This is a genomic window from Halorubrum laminariae (assembly GCF_024494655.1).
GTDB classification, from domain to species: domain Archaea; phylum Halobacteriota; class Halobacteria; order Halobacteriales; family Haloferacaceae; genus Halorubrum; species Halorubrum laminariae.
Genome location: NZ_JANHDL010000010.1, coordinates 32937 through 49814, shown reverse-complemented (window position 1 = coordinate 49814; position 16878 = coordinate 32937). Strand labels below are relative to the sequence as shown.

The window sequence follows — 16878 nt, the reverse complement described above, 5'->3', positions numbered from 1 at the left end:
TGAATTAGTCTACGTACTACCGCATAAAAAGTGTACGGCTACCGTAGAACGGGTGACAGCGTTCCGCTCCGAGTAGCCCTATCTTTGTGTAGCTTGTACTGTCTTCTTTAAGTGTGAGTATACAAAATGCGCCACCTACTGAGCGGCTATTGCACCGGACACACTGGTGAAGAGAAGCGCACTAGAAGTTAATCGTCGGCACACTATACCTCCGGGATTTCACCAATAAGAGCCGGTGATACGACTGATATCGTTCTCTCCGAGTCTACTAGTAGTTACTGTATATGGAACGCCCTCTCCCCGAGAGTGTCACTGAGTGTGTGGCTGCACCACACCAATCGTCTACTAGGACGAGCTCACGGGCCAGCACTCGCTCAGACAGATATCAGACCCGGGAATTGTTAGTCGTGATTTTCGCGCTCGGTGATCTCGGCAAAGGCAACGTTCTCAGTGACGTCGGTGATTTCGACGGTGACACGCTCGCCGCGCTCGGTATCAGGGACAATGACGACGAAGCCACGCTCGACACGCGTGATGCCGTCTCCTTGATCGCCAATATCTTCGATTTCGACGGTTCGCTGCTCACCTTCGCCAACCGGTGGCGTGCTCGGCGTCTGCTCGCGCTGTGAGTCGGTGGGGGTCTCGGCAGCGTCGTCGGTGGTTGCTGCTCCGAGAACAGCCACGCGGTACGTGTCGCCCTGCTGCAGCTCGCCACGGTCTATCTCGCGCTCGGGAATCTTAATGAGATACGTCCCGTCTTGCTGTTCGACAGCGCCAGCGAATAGACACCGCAGTTGGGTGGGAATCTCCATTCTCGTGTTCTGATTGAGATACGCTGTGAAGGCCACTTGATGGTGCTGTCTTACTACTCTGGCGCGACGACGTCCCCACACGATGGACACTCTGCCCAAACGCCGTCAGTCCCATCGTCTTTCCTGTATTCAACAAGCAACCACGCAGAGGTAATCGGGTCCCCGCAGTCCGGACACTGACCAAGCGACGAGTCATCGGTAGGCATGCCTAGGGGTGAAAGGAGCGTGTGACAGGTCCTTCCACGTGGAGTTCACTCCGGTTGGAAGATAAGCCTTTGGCGGGTTTACTGGTTGTACACCCCCGGATTTCCGGAGAAAATCCCGCACCAGTACCATTAACTCACTGCTGCCGGAATATCGGATACTCATGAGTGGCCGTGCGGTACTCGCTCGGCTACTCCCCGGTGATAAGCCGGAGGTCGTCGTTGAGTGCCGCCACTGCGGAACGAAGCTCCCACCAGACGCAGATCAATGTCCTGACTGTGGATCAGACGAGATCGGGCACCACCGGATTTCCGAGTAACTGATCGTGCTCCTCGGCAGCGAGCGTCATCAAACGGCACACACACACCGTCTATGACTACCCCGACAAACGGTAAGTACAGGCGTCCCACTCACCGAAGCCTTGACGGATACTCGTCGGTAATCCTCTGACAGATTCGGCGTGGATTATTTTGATAATCAAGTGGTTCAAGTGCTCGCCTTCTTTCTCGCCTGTGTCGTAATTGGGCTACCGATGTGGGTGTTCATTCTCTACCCAACAGAGGAAGCAATAACCTACCTGAGTGACCCGATAACGTGGGCTATCCTCATCGGTACGTGGCTTTTGCTGACTGTCTCGTTCCTGATTGCGCAACGCATAGCAGGCTAAGTCACCCGTAACTTCGCACATTCACCTACCGGGTGTTTCAGTCCAAATCAGCTGAGGAGAACTCGCCTCGATGTGGTGATCAGATTCGGTAAGTACAGGTGACGGATATATCAAGTTACTCGGCTTTCAGCCGGTCCGAGATGCGAACCACAAGCGACCACAGCCGGTTAAGTACGATGTTAAGCACGATATCGAGCGTGCCACAGAGTATAATTACGACGACTAACTCTGTGAGAAATTCATCCGCTATATCCTGTGAGATGTAAAGGGCTAGTCCAACTGCAGTAATCCTGGAAACCCGATTCACGTCCCAATCAAATAGTACCGTTCGAAGAACAGACATTACTTCAAAAATAAATCCGTTCAGTATGAACCTGCTGATTAAATCGCACTACTGGAACCTACACCAAATAGTCAATTCGCAGGCTTGCTTATCGGCGTGTTCACCGTAGAGATAGATGAAATCAACTTCGCTGAAAGCGTTCTATGACAGCCTCTACAGACAACTGAAAATCAACAGTAGAGGCGTTAGACAGCCAGTTCGTCCAGTGTGTCGCGGTGGGTCCGAACGGTGACCGCTGAGACGTTCGCTACTTCAGCGATGTCCGACTGGGTGAGCCACCGCCCGTCTTCGCGTCCGGCTTTGTACAGACAGGCTGCGGCGAACCCGGATGGTCGAACCCCCGTGGTTGCTCCGGTCGATTCGGATGCTTCCGCCAGCTGCCGAGCCCGCTGCCGGATCTGATCGGAGACGTCGAGCTCCGACGCCAACCGCGGAACGAACGCACTGGGCGTCACGGGCTGGGCTGGCAGGCCAAGCTCCGTATTCAGCGTCGTGTATGCGTTCGTCACCCGCGATTGCTCGACGCGCGCTGAATCGGTGATGTCGTCGAGCGTTCGCGGCCGCCCGTTGCACCGACACGCTCCGTAGACACTCGCGGCGGCTATCGCCTCGATTGAGCGGCCCTGCAGGAGGTCCTCGTTCTGAGCGCTGCGGAATAGCTGGCAGGCCTGGTCACGGATCGTCTCGGACAGTTCGAGCGCACTACTGACCCGGCGGACTTCACTAAGCCCGTGTGCGAGGTTGCGTTCAGCTTTCGACTGAAACCGCCCACGGGTCTGTTCACGCCGCATCCGGAACAGTCGGCGTCGCTTCTGTCCTGAGAGTTCGTTCCCGTTCGCATCGGTTCCGCGGCCGATCTCCGTCGACAACCCTCGATCGTGGCGGGCCGCCGTCAACGGAGCGCCCGTGCGCTCTCGCTCGTCGTCATCGAACCCTCGCCACTCCGGCCCGTGGTCGATTTGATGCTCGTCGACGACGAGCCCACAGTCCTCGCAGACGGTTTCGACTGCATTAGTGGTGACCCGACCGTCGCATTCGGGACACTGATTCAACTCCGCGTCGGTCTGGACGTCTTCGTCGAACGTCGTCTCATAGATGTTTCTCGTTGCCATGGTACGCACGAGGGGACTCACGCGGATCGCGTCTCTCGGAACGCCCCTCACCCATCGAGGGGCACATACACATCACACGGGACGGCGCTGCCACCGATGGGCTGCGGTGGCGAAAGCCCGGCCGCGCAACGGCGCACAGCGCCGTGAGCAGCCCGGACCGTGGAGGTGGTGGGAGGTGGCGGTGACGCGTACACACCAGCAAAAAAGGGGCGCGTCGCCCCGGCTATTCCCACCAGCGGCCGCGCTCTGGGAATTCGATACGCGACCACCCGGTCAGCGCGATTGAGCACCGACCTTCGTACCAGTTCTTCGCAGCCGCCCGGAACCGCACTGTCTGACCTTCACGCACCACTGTCTGCCCGGATTTCTCCCAGCAGGTGAACTTGATTTTCCCGCTGTCATCCGCTATCAGCCCGACTTGTTGAATCGCGCTACTACTGGGAGACCAGAGTTCGATTACCTGGCCTTCAACGGTCACCTCACCGACCGCGATATCCGGCACATCCGCAATGGGCACGACTGCTCCCGGCGTTGCCTTCAGTTCGTCTACCAGCTCTAACACCGCCTTCGTTATGTCTTGACCGCGCTGCACCCGCTCGGCCAACTGCTTCGCGACGACCGCTCTCACCCAGCCGCCCTGCACTTCGTCGCTGATCCGCATCGCCTGCGTGTTCACCTCCGCGAGTTCCTCTTGCGTCAGCTCCTCCCGGGGATCCGTGTACTCCTTCGATTTCGGCTCGTCACGGCCACACAGTTCGCTGACGACCTCCCGCGTGCGCTCCTCGCGACCGTCCTGCGTTCCTAGCTCGGCCTGGGCACTGATGCGTTCCAGTTCGGCTTCCCGCGCCTGAATGCGCTCCTCCTGTTCGAGGGTGACGCCGTGAATTCGGTCCTCGCTCGTGTCCGCGATTCCGTCCGGGTGATTCGCATCCACTTTTGCCTGCGTTTCCTCTTCGACCGTCGCCTCGAACTCCGGCGTCTCGTCGACGATCGGGAAGCCGTCTTCATCGACTGCCTGCTTGTCCGCTTGTTCGAACGCCTGTTCATCGACCGAAACAACCTTGCGACTCGAGTTTGTACTAGACATTGGAACTTACCTGTTCCTGAAGGCGCTCACGCGTCCGACACCGCGATGCTGCTACATCGCGGATTTCTCTACGACGACAACGGCCAATAGACTCGTCTGCGCGCTCTCGCTCGCGCCTTCGCGAGCGCCCTCTTGGGCGCGAGCGAGAGCGCGCCCGAGGCGGCCAACCATCCAGCCGCGCGCGCCGACCCGCCCGGAGCGAGCGGCCAGCGCATTCCCCGTTCGCCGCGACGCAACCACTGTCCGTCGCGGTCGGCGGAGCCGAGGTCCGGAGGACCCGGACGGGTGAAGCGCTGGCGTCGAGACCATATTCATTTTAGCCCGGAACGGGCGCGGGCGGTGCAGAGAGCGCCCGCATGCCCGGAATGGTCGGTCGCGAGCGACGCGGAGGGCGGCAGCGGCGAGCGGGGCGAGCCGTTACGAATCACCTGTTCATCCACTCTCGACGCTCTGTGCTCCAGCCACTACCTGGTGGACTCAGAAAGGGCGAGGCCGCTTCGGTCGTCCCCCGACTCCGCAAGCACCGAGGGACGAGGCGCGCAGCGTGGGGCGTGGGATGCCGAGCGGCTGAGGGCTTTCGGAATGAGGGTCACTACTCGGTCTAGATCAGCCGCATCGAGTCGCCCGGGTCGTCGCCGATGATGTCCGCCAAGCCGTAGACCGTGATCGCGTCCGTGTACCCTTGCGCTCGAACGGCATTTTTGATGCCTTTCCTGGCGGGCTGATCGTCTGTGAGCACGACGACACCCGTTGTCGAGCGGTCTCTCACATACTGAATGACTAGGCCCGCAAGAATTGCGTCCGTCTTCTCGACCTCGTGCTCGGCTTTAGTCGTTTCACTCGCGATGGTCCGTCTGGCGATATCGCTTGCCGCGACAGCGTCCCCGTCCGTTGGTGATGGCGCATCGATGATCTCGGCCCATCCTTCGTCGAGCGCCGTCCGGACACGATCCGTCTCTGAGCCACCGAGTTCGCCGATCACGCGCCGGGGGAGTTTGCAGACGACGCCGGCGTGCTGGATGGCTCGGCGAAATCGTTGGTACTGCGGATTCGAGGGCTGGCCGATCGCGTAGAAGATGTTCGCGTCGACGAGGACGTCCTGGTCAGCGGATAATGGCGTGTCTCGACCCATCCGATGAACTCACCTATCGGGGTCCGACGAATCCGTCGGGGCACCAGCTATCTCGTCAAGATCGGGAAGATCCATCTCGTCATGCACATCCGGGAAGAGGTACTCGAAGAACGGATCGTGCTCCCGGCCGACGGCAAGCGCGGGTTTGAGCGCGTAGATGATCATCATCGCTTCCGTCTCGCGCACGTCGATGTCGCTGGCGACCATCCGCTGAGTCGTCTTCCCCGCGAAGTGGAGCCCGGCGCCGCGCAATGCAGCGATGAGCTTCCCGAGGCCGTACCGGTCCACGAAGTACTTGATGTCCTCATCGACCTCCTGGAGCCCGAGGGCGTGGAGGGCGGTCGGCGTGATGACGATCGGGACGTACTGCTCGACGATGATGATCGGGTCGGCGGTCAGCTGCTGGGGGCGTGTCGAGTCGTCGCGGTCGACGAGGCCGAGATCGACCAGTCGGTCGACGTACTCGTAGGCCGTCGATTTCGAGAGATCGAGCGCCTCCATAGCTTCCGGTGGAGTGACCGGGCCCCAGTAGCAGATGTAGATGTAGACGCGGGCGAGTGCTGGGCGGTTGAGCAGTTCCACGACTGTTTCGAGCCGGGGCGCGTTCTCGGCCAGCGTCTCCGGCTCGAGCGTGTCTTCGGTGAGGATGTCGATCGGTGGCGGGTCCAGCGTGTCGATTCCACCATCTGGGCGAATGTGCTCGTGATCAGGAGCCATAGGAGTTAGTCCGAAGTCCGTGTACTTCAGACTATCGGTGCGGCAAGTGACGTGCTACTGGCTTATGTGAACGGACGCTGAGGGACGCTCCACCGAGTTAACCGGCTACTCGACAACGTGTGACTCGAAATCTCGCGTCCAGTACGTCGCGGGCCCGCCGGGACTACATCGCCCACACAGCTGCAACGGCCCCTCGAGATGGCCGAGTTCCACCCGGAACCGCGTGAGCGCCGCGAGGGCGTCGACGACGAGGCCACACCCGTCGCAGGCGTGATGATCGCGCTCCTCGGGATCAGGCCGCTCTTGGAGCGCACAGTCGACGCAGATCGGGTGCGTCACCCGTTCGTCTTTCCCCCAGGTATGTGCCTCGCCCATCTCTGTATCGGGACGTGCATCGCAGAAGGCACACCCAGCAAGCGTCTGTTGCATCAGTCGTCCTCCGCGTCTCTGGCGGCCCGCCAGCCGCGATGGAACACGGCGAGCTGGGTGATCGAGTCGAAGGCCTCGCCACTGGGGTCGTGAACCAGGACTTGCTGGTCAGGGATCGGCCTCACCATATCGTCCTCGATGAGATCATTCACGAGACGGCGGGCACTTTGCTCGTCGATGTCTGCCGTCGCGACCCGGGCCGCATCCCGGTCCTGTGCAACAAGTTCGGTTTCAAGCCGCTCGTGATCGGCTGTCGTGTCGTCGAGGATATCGGATCCAGTCATGGGAACTCAACTATGGCACGCACTTCGAGCGCGCCTCACGCCTTCCGGCGCGGATAAACTCGCAGGCTGGAGAGAGCGGACAGGCAGGTGGCTGACTTGGACTCTCTATGATTAACCAACAATCGCTGAAGTCTCTCGCATTTGTTGGTTAATACTCCTCGCATCCTGAATCCGTTCGCAGTTGCTGCGTGGGCTTCACAACGAACGTATCGGGGTTGGTGGCCGGCTTGGCGTGGCTTCGATTCGTTGCCAGCGACTCGGAGCGTGAGAGCTGCCAGACCAGCTTGTCGCGGACCGCTTCACGCGTGATCTGCGTCTCGTCCCACCCGAGGCGCTCGTCGTACCGACGCTTGATGAACTGCTGGCCAGTCGCCTCGGCGGCGACGTACTGATCGATTTTAGCACCCCACGCGTTCGAGGACCGGTACTCGGCACCGACGTCCTCGTGGGTGAGCTCAACGAGGACACACTCGACGAACGCCACGATCGACTCGTCACGCCGGTCGTTGGGGACGTCGAGTCGAAGGTCGGCCCATGGCGCTGTCGCTGCGTCAGATTCGTCCGGGTGGGGGTCGATACGACGGATTGGGTCTCGCTGTCGCTCAGAATGCATGTGTTGTTCCGGGGCAGTTCGACAACCCCGTCACCCATAACGGGGTGAAAAACGCTCTATCGCGGTTACATCGTTATTCTGAACTGCCGCCGAATAATCGCCCCCATACGGAGCGAGTCGCTGACTCATCCTCACTCTCGTTCGCAGTAACGGCTTGCTCGTCTTGGGGTTGCTTGGGCTCTCGGTCGCGGGCAGCGAGTTCGTCGGTGAGCCGTTCAACCTCTGCTTCGAGGGTGTCGATCCGCTCGACTTTCTGTTCGAGCGTCGCTTCAAGTTCGTCGACGCGCTCGCTCAACAGTCGATTCTTTTCGGTCAGGTACGCGCGACTCCGCTCTGAATTGTCACGGGTGTCGACAGATGATTCGGCAGAGGTGGTGTCGCGGTCTTCGGTATCATCGCCGGTGTCCGGATCGTAGAACTCCGAGGTGTTCGCAATCGCTCGCTCGACGGTCTTCTCGCCGTACGTCGACCCATCGGCGTAGTGGACCTCGTCCCACTTCTCGCGGTGAAGCCCTGACTGACGGAACAGCTGGTCCATCTGCGTCCGGTCGCCGCCGGTCCAGAACGCCAGCAGACAGCACAGCGCCATATCAGCCTCAGACTGGCTGTCGTAGCCACCCATATTCCCGTTCCAGAGCCGCTCGAACTTCTCACCGTTCGACGCGTTTCGCGCTTTCTCGAGGAGTTCCTCGTCCTCAAGGTCGACGTCGTCTGCATCATTCGTCGCTGATTGGCCGTCAGCGTCACCACGCTGCCTGGATTCGGGAGTCGTGTCACGCTCGATGTTCTGGACGTACTCGCGGTGAATCGCGTCGAGCGCGTCCTGTCGGCGTGCAACACGTGTGGGCGTTCGCCCGACGTGGTCGCCAGTGACGGTGAAAAAGCGTGCCGTGTCGTACAGTTCGACGCTCCCGCGACGGTTCCGGCCGTCAGGGAGGTCACCCTTGATGAGGACGTGGTAGCCGGTTCCAGAGGGCGACACCTCCGTGTACGAGTCGAGTCGTGCGATGATGTCCTGTGCGTCATCGTCGACGTCGCCGGTTTCGGGATCGCGGCAGTCGTCCAGATCGACGCCGACGATGGGATCGTCGTCGGTAAACACGAACCCGACACCATCGGCGTGCTCCGTCTCGGTGTAGTCGAGTGCTGCCTCGAAACTCGCCCAGGTCTCCGACGCTGTTGCTGACGCGAACCCCCCAGCCCCCGGCGTCACCGGAATCTTCGTCGGTTTGCCGTCCCGCTCCTCCTCCCGCCAGCACACCCACTGGTCCCGTTCGCGTAGCGTCTCCGGAATCGCCCCCGGCTCGTTGACGATATTCTTACTCATGTTCTCACAGTACCTTGCATGGCTCTCACTAATTCTGAGCCAGCATAGAACTCACTCAGTTCTACTCCTCGATCCAATCCCTTGGTCCCAACGGGGACCCCCTGTTCTATCCTAGTTGGTTTTCGCTCGGTGATACCCCTGACCAGCTTCGCCGTCTGGTGGTTTTTCCCCTGACCGCTGATGCGGGCGGGAGTACCCTTTCTTAATTTCCCCTGACCAGCAGTGCCGTCCTGCGATTTCGTATGTTCACTTGATGTTAGATACTGTTGCCCCTCCCAGATGCCCTGACCGGCGGTTCCGTCTTGCGGTTTTCTCGGTCCATAACCGAGCATTAACTCTTGATTCTTACCCTCTCGTGCTGTTACTGGTCGTTTTCCCTGACCGGCAACGCCTTCGGGCGATTTTTTGATGACCCATCTCGAATTCAAGTACCTCATAGATTTCTATTCATTCAATCAACTGTTGCCCTGCTGCCGTGAGCGAAATACCTGTATAGCAGTTCACGCGGGTTCCGTTTTGACGAATCCGACTCGTATCATACGTTACGAACTCCCCGAGAGAACGGGAGAACCATGCTTTCGATTGAACTTCTTTGTCGTGTCTAATTGCCCATATCCGATACGCATTATAGAGATCATCCTTCGGGAGTTCCGCGTCCTCTTCTTCGGTAACGTACACGTCAACGAATGACTCGAAATCGTCCGCGTCGTGATCGAGTTCACTCCCGTTAGTTTGGGAGATTTGCTCTGAGGAATCTTCCCTCGGCATATCCTCTTCTGGAGCAGATTCGGCCCGATAGTCAGTCTCCGCCCGGTCACTATTTTCGTCGTCGTTTTTGGAGTCTCCCTCTGATTCATTGTGGGCGGTTGAGTGATCAAGTAGGGTTGTGAGAGGTTTCGTTGTCCCGTCCGTGTAGACGACTGATGACTTCTCATCGGCAAGAATCACGATTACGTAGCTGTCGCAGCTGTACTCTGGGGTGGAGAACTCGTCTTCCGGAACGAACGGCTTTTTGATCCGAATCCAGTCGTCCTCGAACGCCGATTTCGTCTCGTAGATGTGTTGTTCACCGTGCTCGTATACGACGTACTCGTCGGCAGCGTGGTCGTAGCTGTAGATGGCTGGCACACGATCCTTCGAGAGGTTTCCAAGCGATGGGAGGCGGATGTGTTCCGTCTCGCTGGCATCACGAAGGACGATCTCGTCGCCATCACGCTGCCAGATGTTCTGGGTCCCGTTCTCGTCGCCGTTCGCCGGTCGCACGGCCGTCACCCCACCGTCTTCGGTTGCCCCGCCGTTGAACGTGAGATTCGAGTCAGTCGTGTAGAATCGCGTCTCACCATTCTGGAGTGTACGGACGGGTGGTGTGAGAATGCCGTCAACGCGCTTGGCCCACTCAGTTTCGTCGTTTCCAGGTTGAACGACAAACAGCGGGATATCCCCTGCTGCTTGGGCCTTTCGGAGGTTCGTGAGTACCTTCGCGGGATTCTCGGGCGTCGTCGTCTCGACCTCGATAGCGAATCGGTCGTCAACCTCGGGATGGCTCGCCCTCGCGTCAGGTTTCTCGCTGCCATCCTGGGCGAGGATTGAGACGGTGCAGCCGAGTTTGCTGAGTTCTTCTTCGATCTGGAGGAGTGCCGTATCGTGGTCATGTCCGCCGGCGGCTTGTACGCCCCCAGTCTCGGGTGTCGCGATGTCTTCGCCAGCGTCGGTCAATCGAATCCGTATTTCGTCTGCTTCGATATCAACGGTCGTATCGAGATGGCGTGATCGCTCGCGGATATCTGCTAGTTCCTCATACGACGGTGGTTCGGCATCGACTTCTTCGAAGAGCCGCCTGAGTTCCTCGTCAACCGCTTCGACATCTACCCAGCCGTTCTCTTCCCGACAGCCGTCTCGAAGCTGGCGGCTTCGAACCACCTTCGCTAGCGCGACGTCTAGGTCGTCGCTTTCGATGCTGAGTACCTCGTGTAATTCGGCAGGTGCGCTCGCTGTGGACACATCTGATTCCGCTGGCACCCCGTAGTCGTCACTGATGTCCTCGTGCATCGAGGCGATCGTCTCAGTGAACTGTTCTTCTTCACGCTGTGTCAGCGGGTACTCGCTCTCGGGATGGCCCGGCGGGATTTCGAGCGGTGTGAGACTGAACGGATACGGCCCGGTTTCTCCGAATGCTGGGCTCGGGACGCTGCCGATCCACTCGCCACGGGGTAACGAGCGAATCCGGTTGGCGAAATCGTCCGGGTCCATCTCCTCGTGGGCCATCGCCCGAGCCAGTTCTCGGTCGACGTTGATCTTGCTGACGAGTGAGGTCCCGATGTTGTTCAGGGCGTTCAGGTAGACTTTCCGCCCACCTTCAGCTTCCAGTTGCTCGGGGAACTGCATTGAGAGGCCCACTGAAAGCCGGAATCCTCGTCCTTTCTCGAGGAGGTCGTTCATGATATCGGAGACCACGACTGAGGCCGCTTCGTCGACGAGGAGGTTCACGACGTAGTCGTCGGAGTACTGGGTGAGGTCGCGCTTGCGGTCTTTGAGCGCGTCGTCGAGATTGGTGAGGATCATGCCCGTCATAATCCGGGCGGCCTCGTCGCGAAGATCGCCGAGGTCGAACAGGATGACTTGGTTATCGTCGAGCACTTCTCGGAAGTCGAACTGGTTCTCGGTGTTGTTGAAGATGCGGCGCAGGTGAGGGTTCTGTGAGATGTAGTTGAGGCGGTGCGTGACCCCACCCATCACGTTGTCGAAGGTGGTCGAATCGTGTTGGAATTGCCGCCGGATCATGCGGGAGACCTCCTCGTCGCTTGATCGGGGTGCGTCTGCGAGATTCGGCTGTGGCGGGCCGGCTTCCCACAGCTGGTCGATGACGTGTTCGAGCTGTCGGTGGGCGAAGTAATCGGTTGACTCCCGGTACTGGCCGTTTTCACGGCCGTATTCCTCGTCGAACAGCGCGGTGATGAGCGTCTTGATGAGGGTTGGGGCGACCGTCGCCCGCTTGTATCGGTCCTCGTCCATGACGAGCTTCAGGATCTCTTCGTAGTGGTCGGCTTTTCGCCGGACTGCATCCTCACGGCGGCGGCCACTCTCCAATGAGGGTTCGAGATCGAAAAAGGAGAATCCGGGAAGCACGTCCGGGATCGGGAAGTGGACGACGTTCTCCTTGAGGTCGGTCATCCCGAATCGACGCGCGTGGGCCCGCATATAGTTCTGCGCCATCTCGTCGTTTTTCGGAAGGACGAGGATGGTCGGCCCCTCAGTGTTGTCGTACAACGAGAGCATATCGTTGAGGAGGGCTTTTGACTTGCCTGAGCCGGTGGTGCCGAATCGTCCGTAATGCATCGGCAGTAAGCGGGGCGGAATGTGTGTCGGGACATCTTCGGGGTCGCCAGTGTCGTCAAGAGCATACCCGATAGCCATCCCATCACGGAACTCGCTCATAATGTCCTGGTGAGGCCGGGCGAGTGGATTCCGGCTCTGTTGTTCCGCACGCGTTCCACGTTCGCCTTCCACGGAGAGTTGGTCCGAAGAGGGAACGACGAGGAAGTTCGCGAGTTCGCGGCCGCTCAGTACGAACTCGGGTCGGGTCTTTCCACGGCCGGTCGCGATTTCACGATCTAAGAGTCGTTGCAGCGCGGTTCGTGCGTGCTGCTCTTTTTTGGCCTGCCGCAAGCCGTTGTCGCGCACCCGTTCGGCTTCCACTTCGTAGTACGGCCCGTCGAGTGTATCGAAGACGGGTGCGAGTGACTGCAATCCCTCGTTGAGTGCTTCACGCTCGTCGTCACTGGATGGCACCCCAAGGGCGCGAATATTCGCGGTAAACGAGCGCTTCGCGTTTTTCGCCTCGATAGATCCGACACGAGCTGCTTGTGTCTCACTCAAATCCTCCCGGCTTCGGCGGTCGGACTCGTCGTCAAACTCCAAGAGTGGCCCCAAAAACCGCTGCGGCCAGGTGTCCCGCCCCTCGATGATGTCTTCCGTTCGAACGTCGGCATCGCTCTGCCAGCTCGCCCGTCGTTCGAAGACGACGTGGAACGCCAGTGGTGCACTCGCCTCCGTCAAGTCATCGACGAGCGATGCGAGCGCGCCGCCGGGCTGGTCGACGGCATCGGGACTCTCGTCTATATCGTCGCCAGTAAACGGCGAGAGCGAAGACATCCAGTCCTGTTTCCGAGTCGCCGAGCCCTGCCACCGGACGCCGAGTGGGGAGACGGTATCAGTCGCTGGTCGCGCAAGTACCGTTCCTTTCGACGTCATCGTTGGTTTCGCCAGCGTTGTGACCGGCTCGTCCTTGGGAATCGAATCTGGTGGGGCGAGTTCGAGGGCCGTACCCCCAACTTCGATGATGTGATTGGCAGACTGATTGCCGACTGTCCCACTATCCGCGGCTGATTCGGCGTCTGTTGGACCCGCTTGACTATCGTCTTCAGCTGCTAGTTCGTATTGCTCGTCAGGACCGAATTCGTACTGGAGATCGCCCGACTCATACTGCTCGACGAATGTCTCCCGTTCGAATTCGACAGGCTGCACGAGTCGCGATGCAACGTCGACCTCGGTGCGTTCGATGTCGAACGTCTCGGGATAGATCGACCGGAGACGCTTCTCGAGAGTGTCCAGATGCTCGTTGGCCCCGTAGTAGAATTCGACGGGCTCATCCACACCGTCACTGAGTGCGAGGAATTCGAACCGGGGTGGTGTCTCGCTATGTAGTGGATTCAGTGTGTCGATCAGCCCTGTCGAGTCCGTTGCGGTCAGTTTGTGGAGGCTTTCCAGTGCCTGCGGCACACGCTCCGGCGTGAGTTGTTCGGATGTCGGCGTCACGCGAAGGTACTCACGCATCGTCATCACCTTCCTCTGAGCCCCCATCGGTCTCCGCTGGCGTCCGCTCGGGTGCAGTTTCTCCGTTCCCGGTTGCTCGGGCTTCGAGGTCATCCTGGAATGTCTGGATATCCGGATTCACAGCGTCTTCACCAGCACCGGGGAGCGAGGATCGCCGTTGCTCGGTCGGCTCGAAGTCGATGACCTGCTTCTCCTTGGGCATCGCTTTGACCTGGATGCCGCGCCACTCGCCGTCGACGCCCACGAGTGCCTCGGAGAAGCCGGCGTCCTCGTTGCCCGGCACGGCATCTTGGACGAACCGCATCTGTGCGTAGTTCAGGCCGAACTCATCAGCCCATTCCTCGTCCATCCCGTCGAGGCGGTGGAACTGCTTCACCGCACACTGGTCCAGGATCGCCTCGCTCTCGGCGTGCTCGAAGAACTCGTCGACGGTCTGCGTGACCAGCCGAATCGAGAGGTCGTGATGGCGGTGGTGGCGGAACACCGTCTCGAGGAACGCCAAGCTCGCGGCGTCCTGCATAATGTAGCGTGCCTCGTCGATGTAGAACACGACCTCCTTCTCCGAGACTTTCGCCCGCTCGTACACCAGCGAGATGAGTAGCTGCATCGTCAGCGCCGTGCTGCTGTCGACACTGCCCTCCTGCTGGGCGAGGTCGAGGTAGATGACCTTCTCGTCGCGGATGTCGAAGTCCGATTCTTGGCCCAGGTTGCCGTGCCGACCGTCGTCCTCGAAGGGGCGGAGCTGGTCGAGGAGCCACGTCGCGTCCTCCTTGATCTTCCCCGCCTCCTCGTCGGATCGGACGACGAACTCCTCGGGGTCGTCAACCATCTCCTCGAAGACGTCCATCATATCCTGAATCGTCGGGCTCGGGTTGTCGTGTGTCGAGATGTCGTCGGTAATCCCGTTGCGCTTGTACGCTCGCTTGAGCGCGAGTTCCAGCGTCGTCCGGCGGTCACCGAGCGAGATGCCCCGCAGCGCGAAGAAGTTCGTGAGGAAGCTCATCGCGTCGTCGAGCTTCTCGTTGAATGGGCTCGCGTCCTCGCCCATCGCCCGCTGGACGTGCTCGGGCGTCTCCCGGATCTCCAAGGGATTCAGGCCGAGCGTCCCGCCGACAGTGATGCGTTTGGCATCGAGCGCTTCGGCGACCCCCGCCCAGTTATTCAACGGCTCGAGGATGATGCCGATACGGTCCTTGCTCTGCTCGATCGAACGGATGAAGTTCTGCTTCGAACTGAACGACTTCCCCGAGCCCGTGTCGCCGACGGTGAACATCGCGTACCCGTTGTCCCTTGCGAACGGGTCGATAACCACGGGACTCTGGTTGTCCTTGTGAATCCCGAACTCGACGCCACCCTCCTCGAGAATCGTCGCGTTGTGCGGCGAGGACAGTAACGCACCGACGGCGCCGCCGAGCGCAATCGACGTCCGCCCAAACTCGTTGTCACCGATGGGCGCGGCCGACTGGAGGGCGAGATCCTGCCGGCAGATGGCGGTCTTCGGCGTGAGGTTCGCCGGGTCGTCGCGGAGCGCACTCTTGACCGTCTGGACGGCGTCTCTGAGGTCGTCTTTCTCGTCGGCCCGCACGGTGATGAACATCCCCTGGTCGAAGACGTTCGCGCCGTTCTCGACGGCCTTGTACGTCGCTGCAGCCTCGTTGGCGCGTTCCTGCAGGTAGGCACTCCGGATACTCTGTTCGAGGTCAGCATCGACCTGGAGGTCGTCCGCGATGTCTTGCAGTTCGTTCCGGGCCCGCTCCTGATTTTTCGGCGTGATGTGGGCCGTCAAATCGAACTGGACGTCCGTCATCTCGAAGAGGTCGCTCAGATAGCCATCGCTGGGATAGTCGGCGTAGTCGGCGATGTACAGTGTCGTCGTCCACTGCTCGCCGACGTGGGCTGCTCGCGTCTCCCACTCGATGGCGGCCGGCGCCGTCACCGTCTTGTGCGACTCTGAGATATCGTCCAGGATCTGCCCTTCTGCGTTGCCTTCCTCCAGCGTCTCTTCGTCGAGGACGTCCGAGAAATCGATTTCCTCCTCATCGTTGGTGCTGTGATATCGACCCCACAGAAGCTTGCCAGCGACGCCGAGGATGACGGCCAGAAGGACGTAGAGCGCTGCGCCTTCGGTCGACGTTGGATTCAGTAACCACTCGGTGGCCTGGTCGGTTGCCCCCCCACCGGCCTGGAGAAGGACGTTAAGCATCGGACTCGTCCTCCCGGCGCGAATGGCCGACGACCGATTGCTCGCGAACGACGCGCTCTGCGTCGTCGTAGTCGTGTTCCCGGCCGTTCCAGAAGTCCATGTTCAGCACGAACAGCTCAACCGTACTAAGGCGACGAGCGGACCAGCCAGAGGATTGCTGGATGAACTCGGCCCGCAGGTCGTTGACGCGACTGTCGAGCTTCTCAAACATCTGGGTACGTCGCTCGACGTCGGTGAGGTCCTCTCGTCGTGTTACGAACGGGTTGAACAGGAACCCGATAACGGGGAACTTAGTGAGCTTCTCAGCAGGTGTTCCCTCGTCTCGGTAGCGATCGTAGACCTCCAGAGGGCTGACCTCGACGCCGATGTAGTACCGGACCTGCTGAATGCCCCGGTCGCGCATTTCCTTCGGGCGCGTCTCCCGGTATTCCTCGAGCAACTCATGGAATATCGGGTTCTGCGTGACGTCTTCGTCGGAGAGACGGTTTTCGATATTCTCGATGATTTGTTCGACCGGGAACGAGCGAGTTGTAGCATGGACTTTGAGCTTCGAGTCGAGTTCCTTATTAGCGAATTCCTCGCCAGCCTCCTGGAGCTGTGCCCAGTCGTCGGACATGGCGAAATCCATGTTCCCCGGCTGGATCTCGACGAACGCCTCCATCGTCCCGTCCGCCCGCTGGATGGTACCAACGCCGGGCCACGCCCGCTTGACGTTCGTGAGGTCCTGGGTTCGTTCGTCGGGTTTGAACGGCGTATAGTTGGCGAACCCGCCCTCATTCCGTGTCGTCTCATTCGTGCCGCTCTCCGCGTTGTCTGGGGCGCTGAACGTGATCTGTGGTCGCTTGGCGTACCGATAGACGTCTTTCGTCCACGTCCAGGCGTTCAAGTGATTCGGTGAGACGTAGATGACGGCCACGCCGAAGCCCAAGCCGCCAGCTACGAACGGGAGGGCAAGTGACTCGATACCGGTGAGGCCGGCCACGAACAACCCGATAATGGGGAAGGCAATGAGAACGCCGACATCACCCTCCTCGATGTTGAGGTACGGGATACGACCTTCCTCTCCGAACTGATTCATGATTCGCCGTGCAGCTGCGTCTTTATCGGTTGACATA

General features: G+C 60.0%; 13 protein-coding genes. All 13 read right to left on the bottom strand.

What is annotated here, in order from left to right; all coding sequences use genetic code 11:
- Positions 1 to 401: 401 nt before the first annotated feature.
- Positions 402 to 812, bottom strand: a complete 411-nt coding sequence (locus tag NO887_RS14345; protein ID WP_256418934.1) for a TRAM domain-containing protein — start codon at positions 810 to 812, stop codon at positions 402 to 404.
- Between the two features lie 53 nt (positions 813 to 865).
- Positions 866 to 1018 carry a DUF7837 family putative zinc-binding protein gene (locus NO887_RS18820; RefSeq protein WP_457769213.1) on the bottom strand — a complete coding sequence of 51 codons (153 nt, stop codon included), beginning with the start codon at positions 1016 to 1018 and terminating at the stop codon, positions 866 to 868.
- A 1193-nt stretch (positions 1019 to 2211) separates the two neighbouring features.
- Positions 2212 to 3138 (bottom strand): transcription initiation factor IIB, encoded by a 927-nt coding sequence (locus NO887_RS14340; RefSeq protein WP_256418933.1) that lies wholly within the window; start codon positions 3136 to 3138, stop codon positions 2212 to 2214.
- 223 nt (positions 3139 to 3361) lie between these two features.
- Positions 3362 to 4225: a DNA-binding protein gene (locus NO887_RS14335; protein WP_211313523.1), complete on the bottom strand. Its 864-nt coding sequence runs from the start codon at positions 4223 to 4225 to the stop codon at positions 3362 to 3364.
- A gap of 601 nt (positions 4226 to 4826) precedes the next feature.
- The gene (locus NO887_RS14330; RefSeq protein WP_006183560.1) at positions 4827 to 5357 is read right to left on the bottom strand and encodes a PIN domain-containing protein; all 531 of its coding nucleotides are present in this window, start codon (positions 5355 to 5357) and stop codon (positions 4827 to 4829) included.
- Positions 5358 to 5366: 9 nt separating this feature from the next.
- Positions 5367 to 6074 (bottom strand): DUF7437 domain-containing protein, encoded by a 708-nt coding sequence (locus NO887_RS14325; protein ID WP_006183561.1) that lies wholly within the window; start codon positions 6072 to 6074, stop codon positions 5367 to 5369.
- 105 nt (positions 6075 to 6179) lie between these two features.
- The gene (locus NO887_RS14320; RefSeq protein ID WP_135830715.1) at positions 6180 to 6503 is read right to left on the bottom strand and encodes a DUF7558 family protein; all 324 of its coding nucleotides are present in this window, start codon (positions 6501 to 6503) and stop codon (positions 6180 to 6182) included.
- Complete coding sequence (locus NO887_RS14315) at positions 6503 to 6787, bottom strand: DUF8069 family protein (protein ID WP_135830714.1); 285 nt, start codon at positions 6785 to 6787, stop codon at positions 6503 to 6505. Before NO887_RS14315 ends, NO887_RS14320 begins: the two co-directional genes overlap by 1 nt.
- Positions 6788 to 6935: 148 nt before the next feature.
- Positions 6936 to 7400: a DUF8030 family protein gene (locus NO887_RS14310; RefSeq protein ID WP_135830713.1), complete on the bottom strand. Its 465-nt coding sequence runs from the start codon at positions 7398 to 7400 to the stop codon at positions 6936 to 6938.
- Positions 7401 to 7473: 73 nt separating this feature from the next.
- Complete coding sequence (locus tag NO887_RS14305; RefSeq protein ID WP_256418932.1) at positions 7474 to 8727, bottom strand: phage NrS-1 polymerase family protein; 1254 nt, start codon at positions 8725 to 8727, stop codon at positions 7474 to 7476.
- Between the two features lie 447 nt (positions 8728 to 9174).
- Complete coding sequence (locus tag NO887_RS14300; protein ID WP_256418931.1) at positions 9175 to 13587, bottom strand: ATP-binding protein; 4413 nt, start codon at positions 13585 to 13587, stop codon at positions 9175 to 9177.
- On the bottom strand, positions 13553 to 15763 hold the full coding sequence (locus NO887_RS14295) for a VirB4 family type IV secretion system protein (RefSeq protein WP_256418930.1): 2211 nt from the start codon (positions 15761 to 15763) through the stop codon (positions 13553 to 13555). Before NO887_RS14295 ends, NO887_RS14300 begins: the two co-directional genes overlap by 35 nt.
- Entirely contained in the window at positions 15756 to 16877 is a 1122-nt protein-coding gene (locus tag NO887_RS14290; RefSeq protein WP_006184777.1) for a TraC-like domain-containing protein, read from the bottom strand. The genes NO887_RS14295 and NO887_RS14290 overlap by 8 nt, the downstream gene beginning before the upstream one ends.
- Between the last annotated feature and the right edge of the window lies 1 nt (position 16878).

Coding starts and splice junctions, on each gene's coding strand:
- NO887_RS14345 (WP_256418934.1), bottom strand. CDS start 812: ATGGAGATTCCCACCCAACTGCGGTGTCTATTCGCTGGCGCTGTCGAA.
- NO887_RS18820 (WP_457769213.1), bottom strand. CDS start 1,018: ATGCCTACCGATGACTCGTCGCTTGGTCAGTGTCCGGACTGCGGGGAC.
- NO887_RS14340 (WP_256418933.1), bottom strand. CDS start 3,138: ATGGCAACGAGAAACATCTATGAGACGACGTTCGACGAAGACGTCCAG.
- NO887_RS14335 (WP_211313523.1), bottom strand. CDS start 4,225: ATGTCTAGTACAAACTCGAGTCGCAAGGTTGTTTCGGTCGATGAACAG.
- NO887_RS14330 (WP_006183560.1), bottom strand. CDS start 5,357: ATGGGTCGAGACACGCCATTATCCGCTGACCAGGACGTCCTCGTCGAC.
- NO887_RS14325 (WP_006183561.1), bottom strand. CDS start 6,074: ATGGCTCCTGATCACGAGCACATTCGCCCAGATGGTGGAATCGACACG.
- NO887_RS14320 (WP_135830715.1), bottom strand. CDS start 6,503: ATGCAACAGACGCTTGCTGGGTGTGCCTTCTGCGATGCACGTCCCGAT.
- NO887_RS14315 (WP_135830714.1), bottom strand. CDS start 6,787: ATGACTGGATCCGATATCCTCGACGACACGACAGCCGATCACGAGCGG.
- NO887_RS14310 (WP_135830713.1), bottom strand. CDS start 7,400: ATGCATTCTGAGCGACAGCGAGACCCAATCCGTCGTATCGACCCCCAC.
- NO887_RS14305 (WP_256418932.1), bottom strand. CDS start 8,727: ATGAGTAAGAATATCGTCAACGAGCCGGGGGCGATTCCGGAGACGCTA.
- NO887_RS14300 (WP_256418931.1), bottom strand. CDS start 13,587: ATGGGGGCTCAGAGGAAGGTGATGACGATGCGTGAGTACCTTCGCGTG.
- NO887_RS14295 (WP_256418930.1), bottom strand. CDS start 15,763: ATGCTTAACGTCCTTCTCCAGGCCGGTGGGGGGGCAACCGACCAGGCC.
- NO887_RS14290 (WP_006184777.1), bottom strand. CDS start 16,877: ATGTCAACCGATAAAGACGCAGCTGCACGGCGAATCATGAATCAGTTC.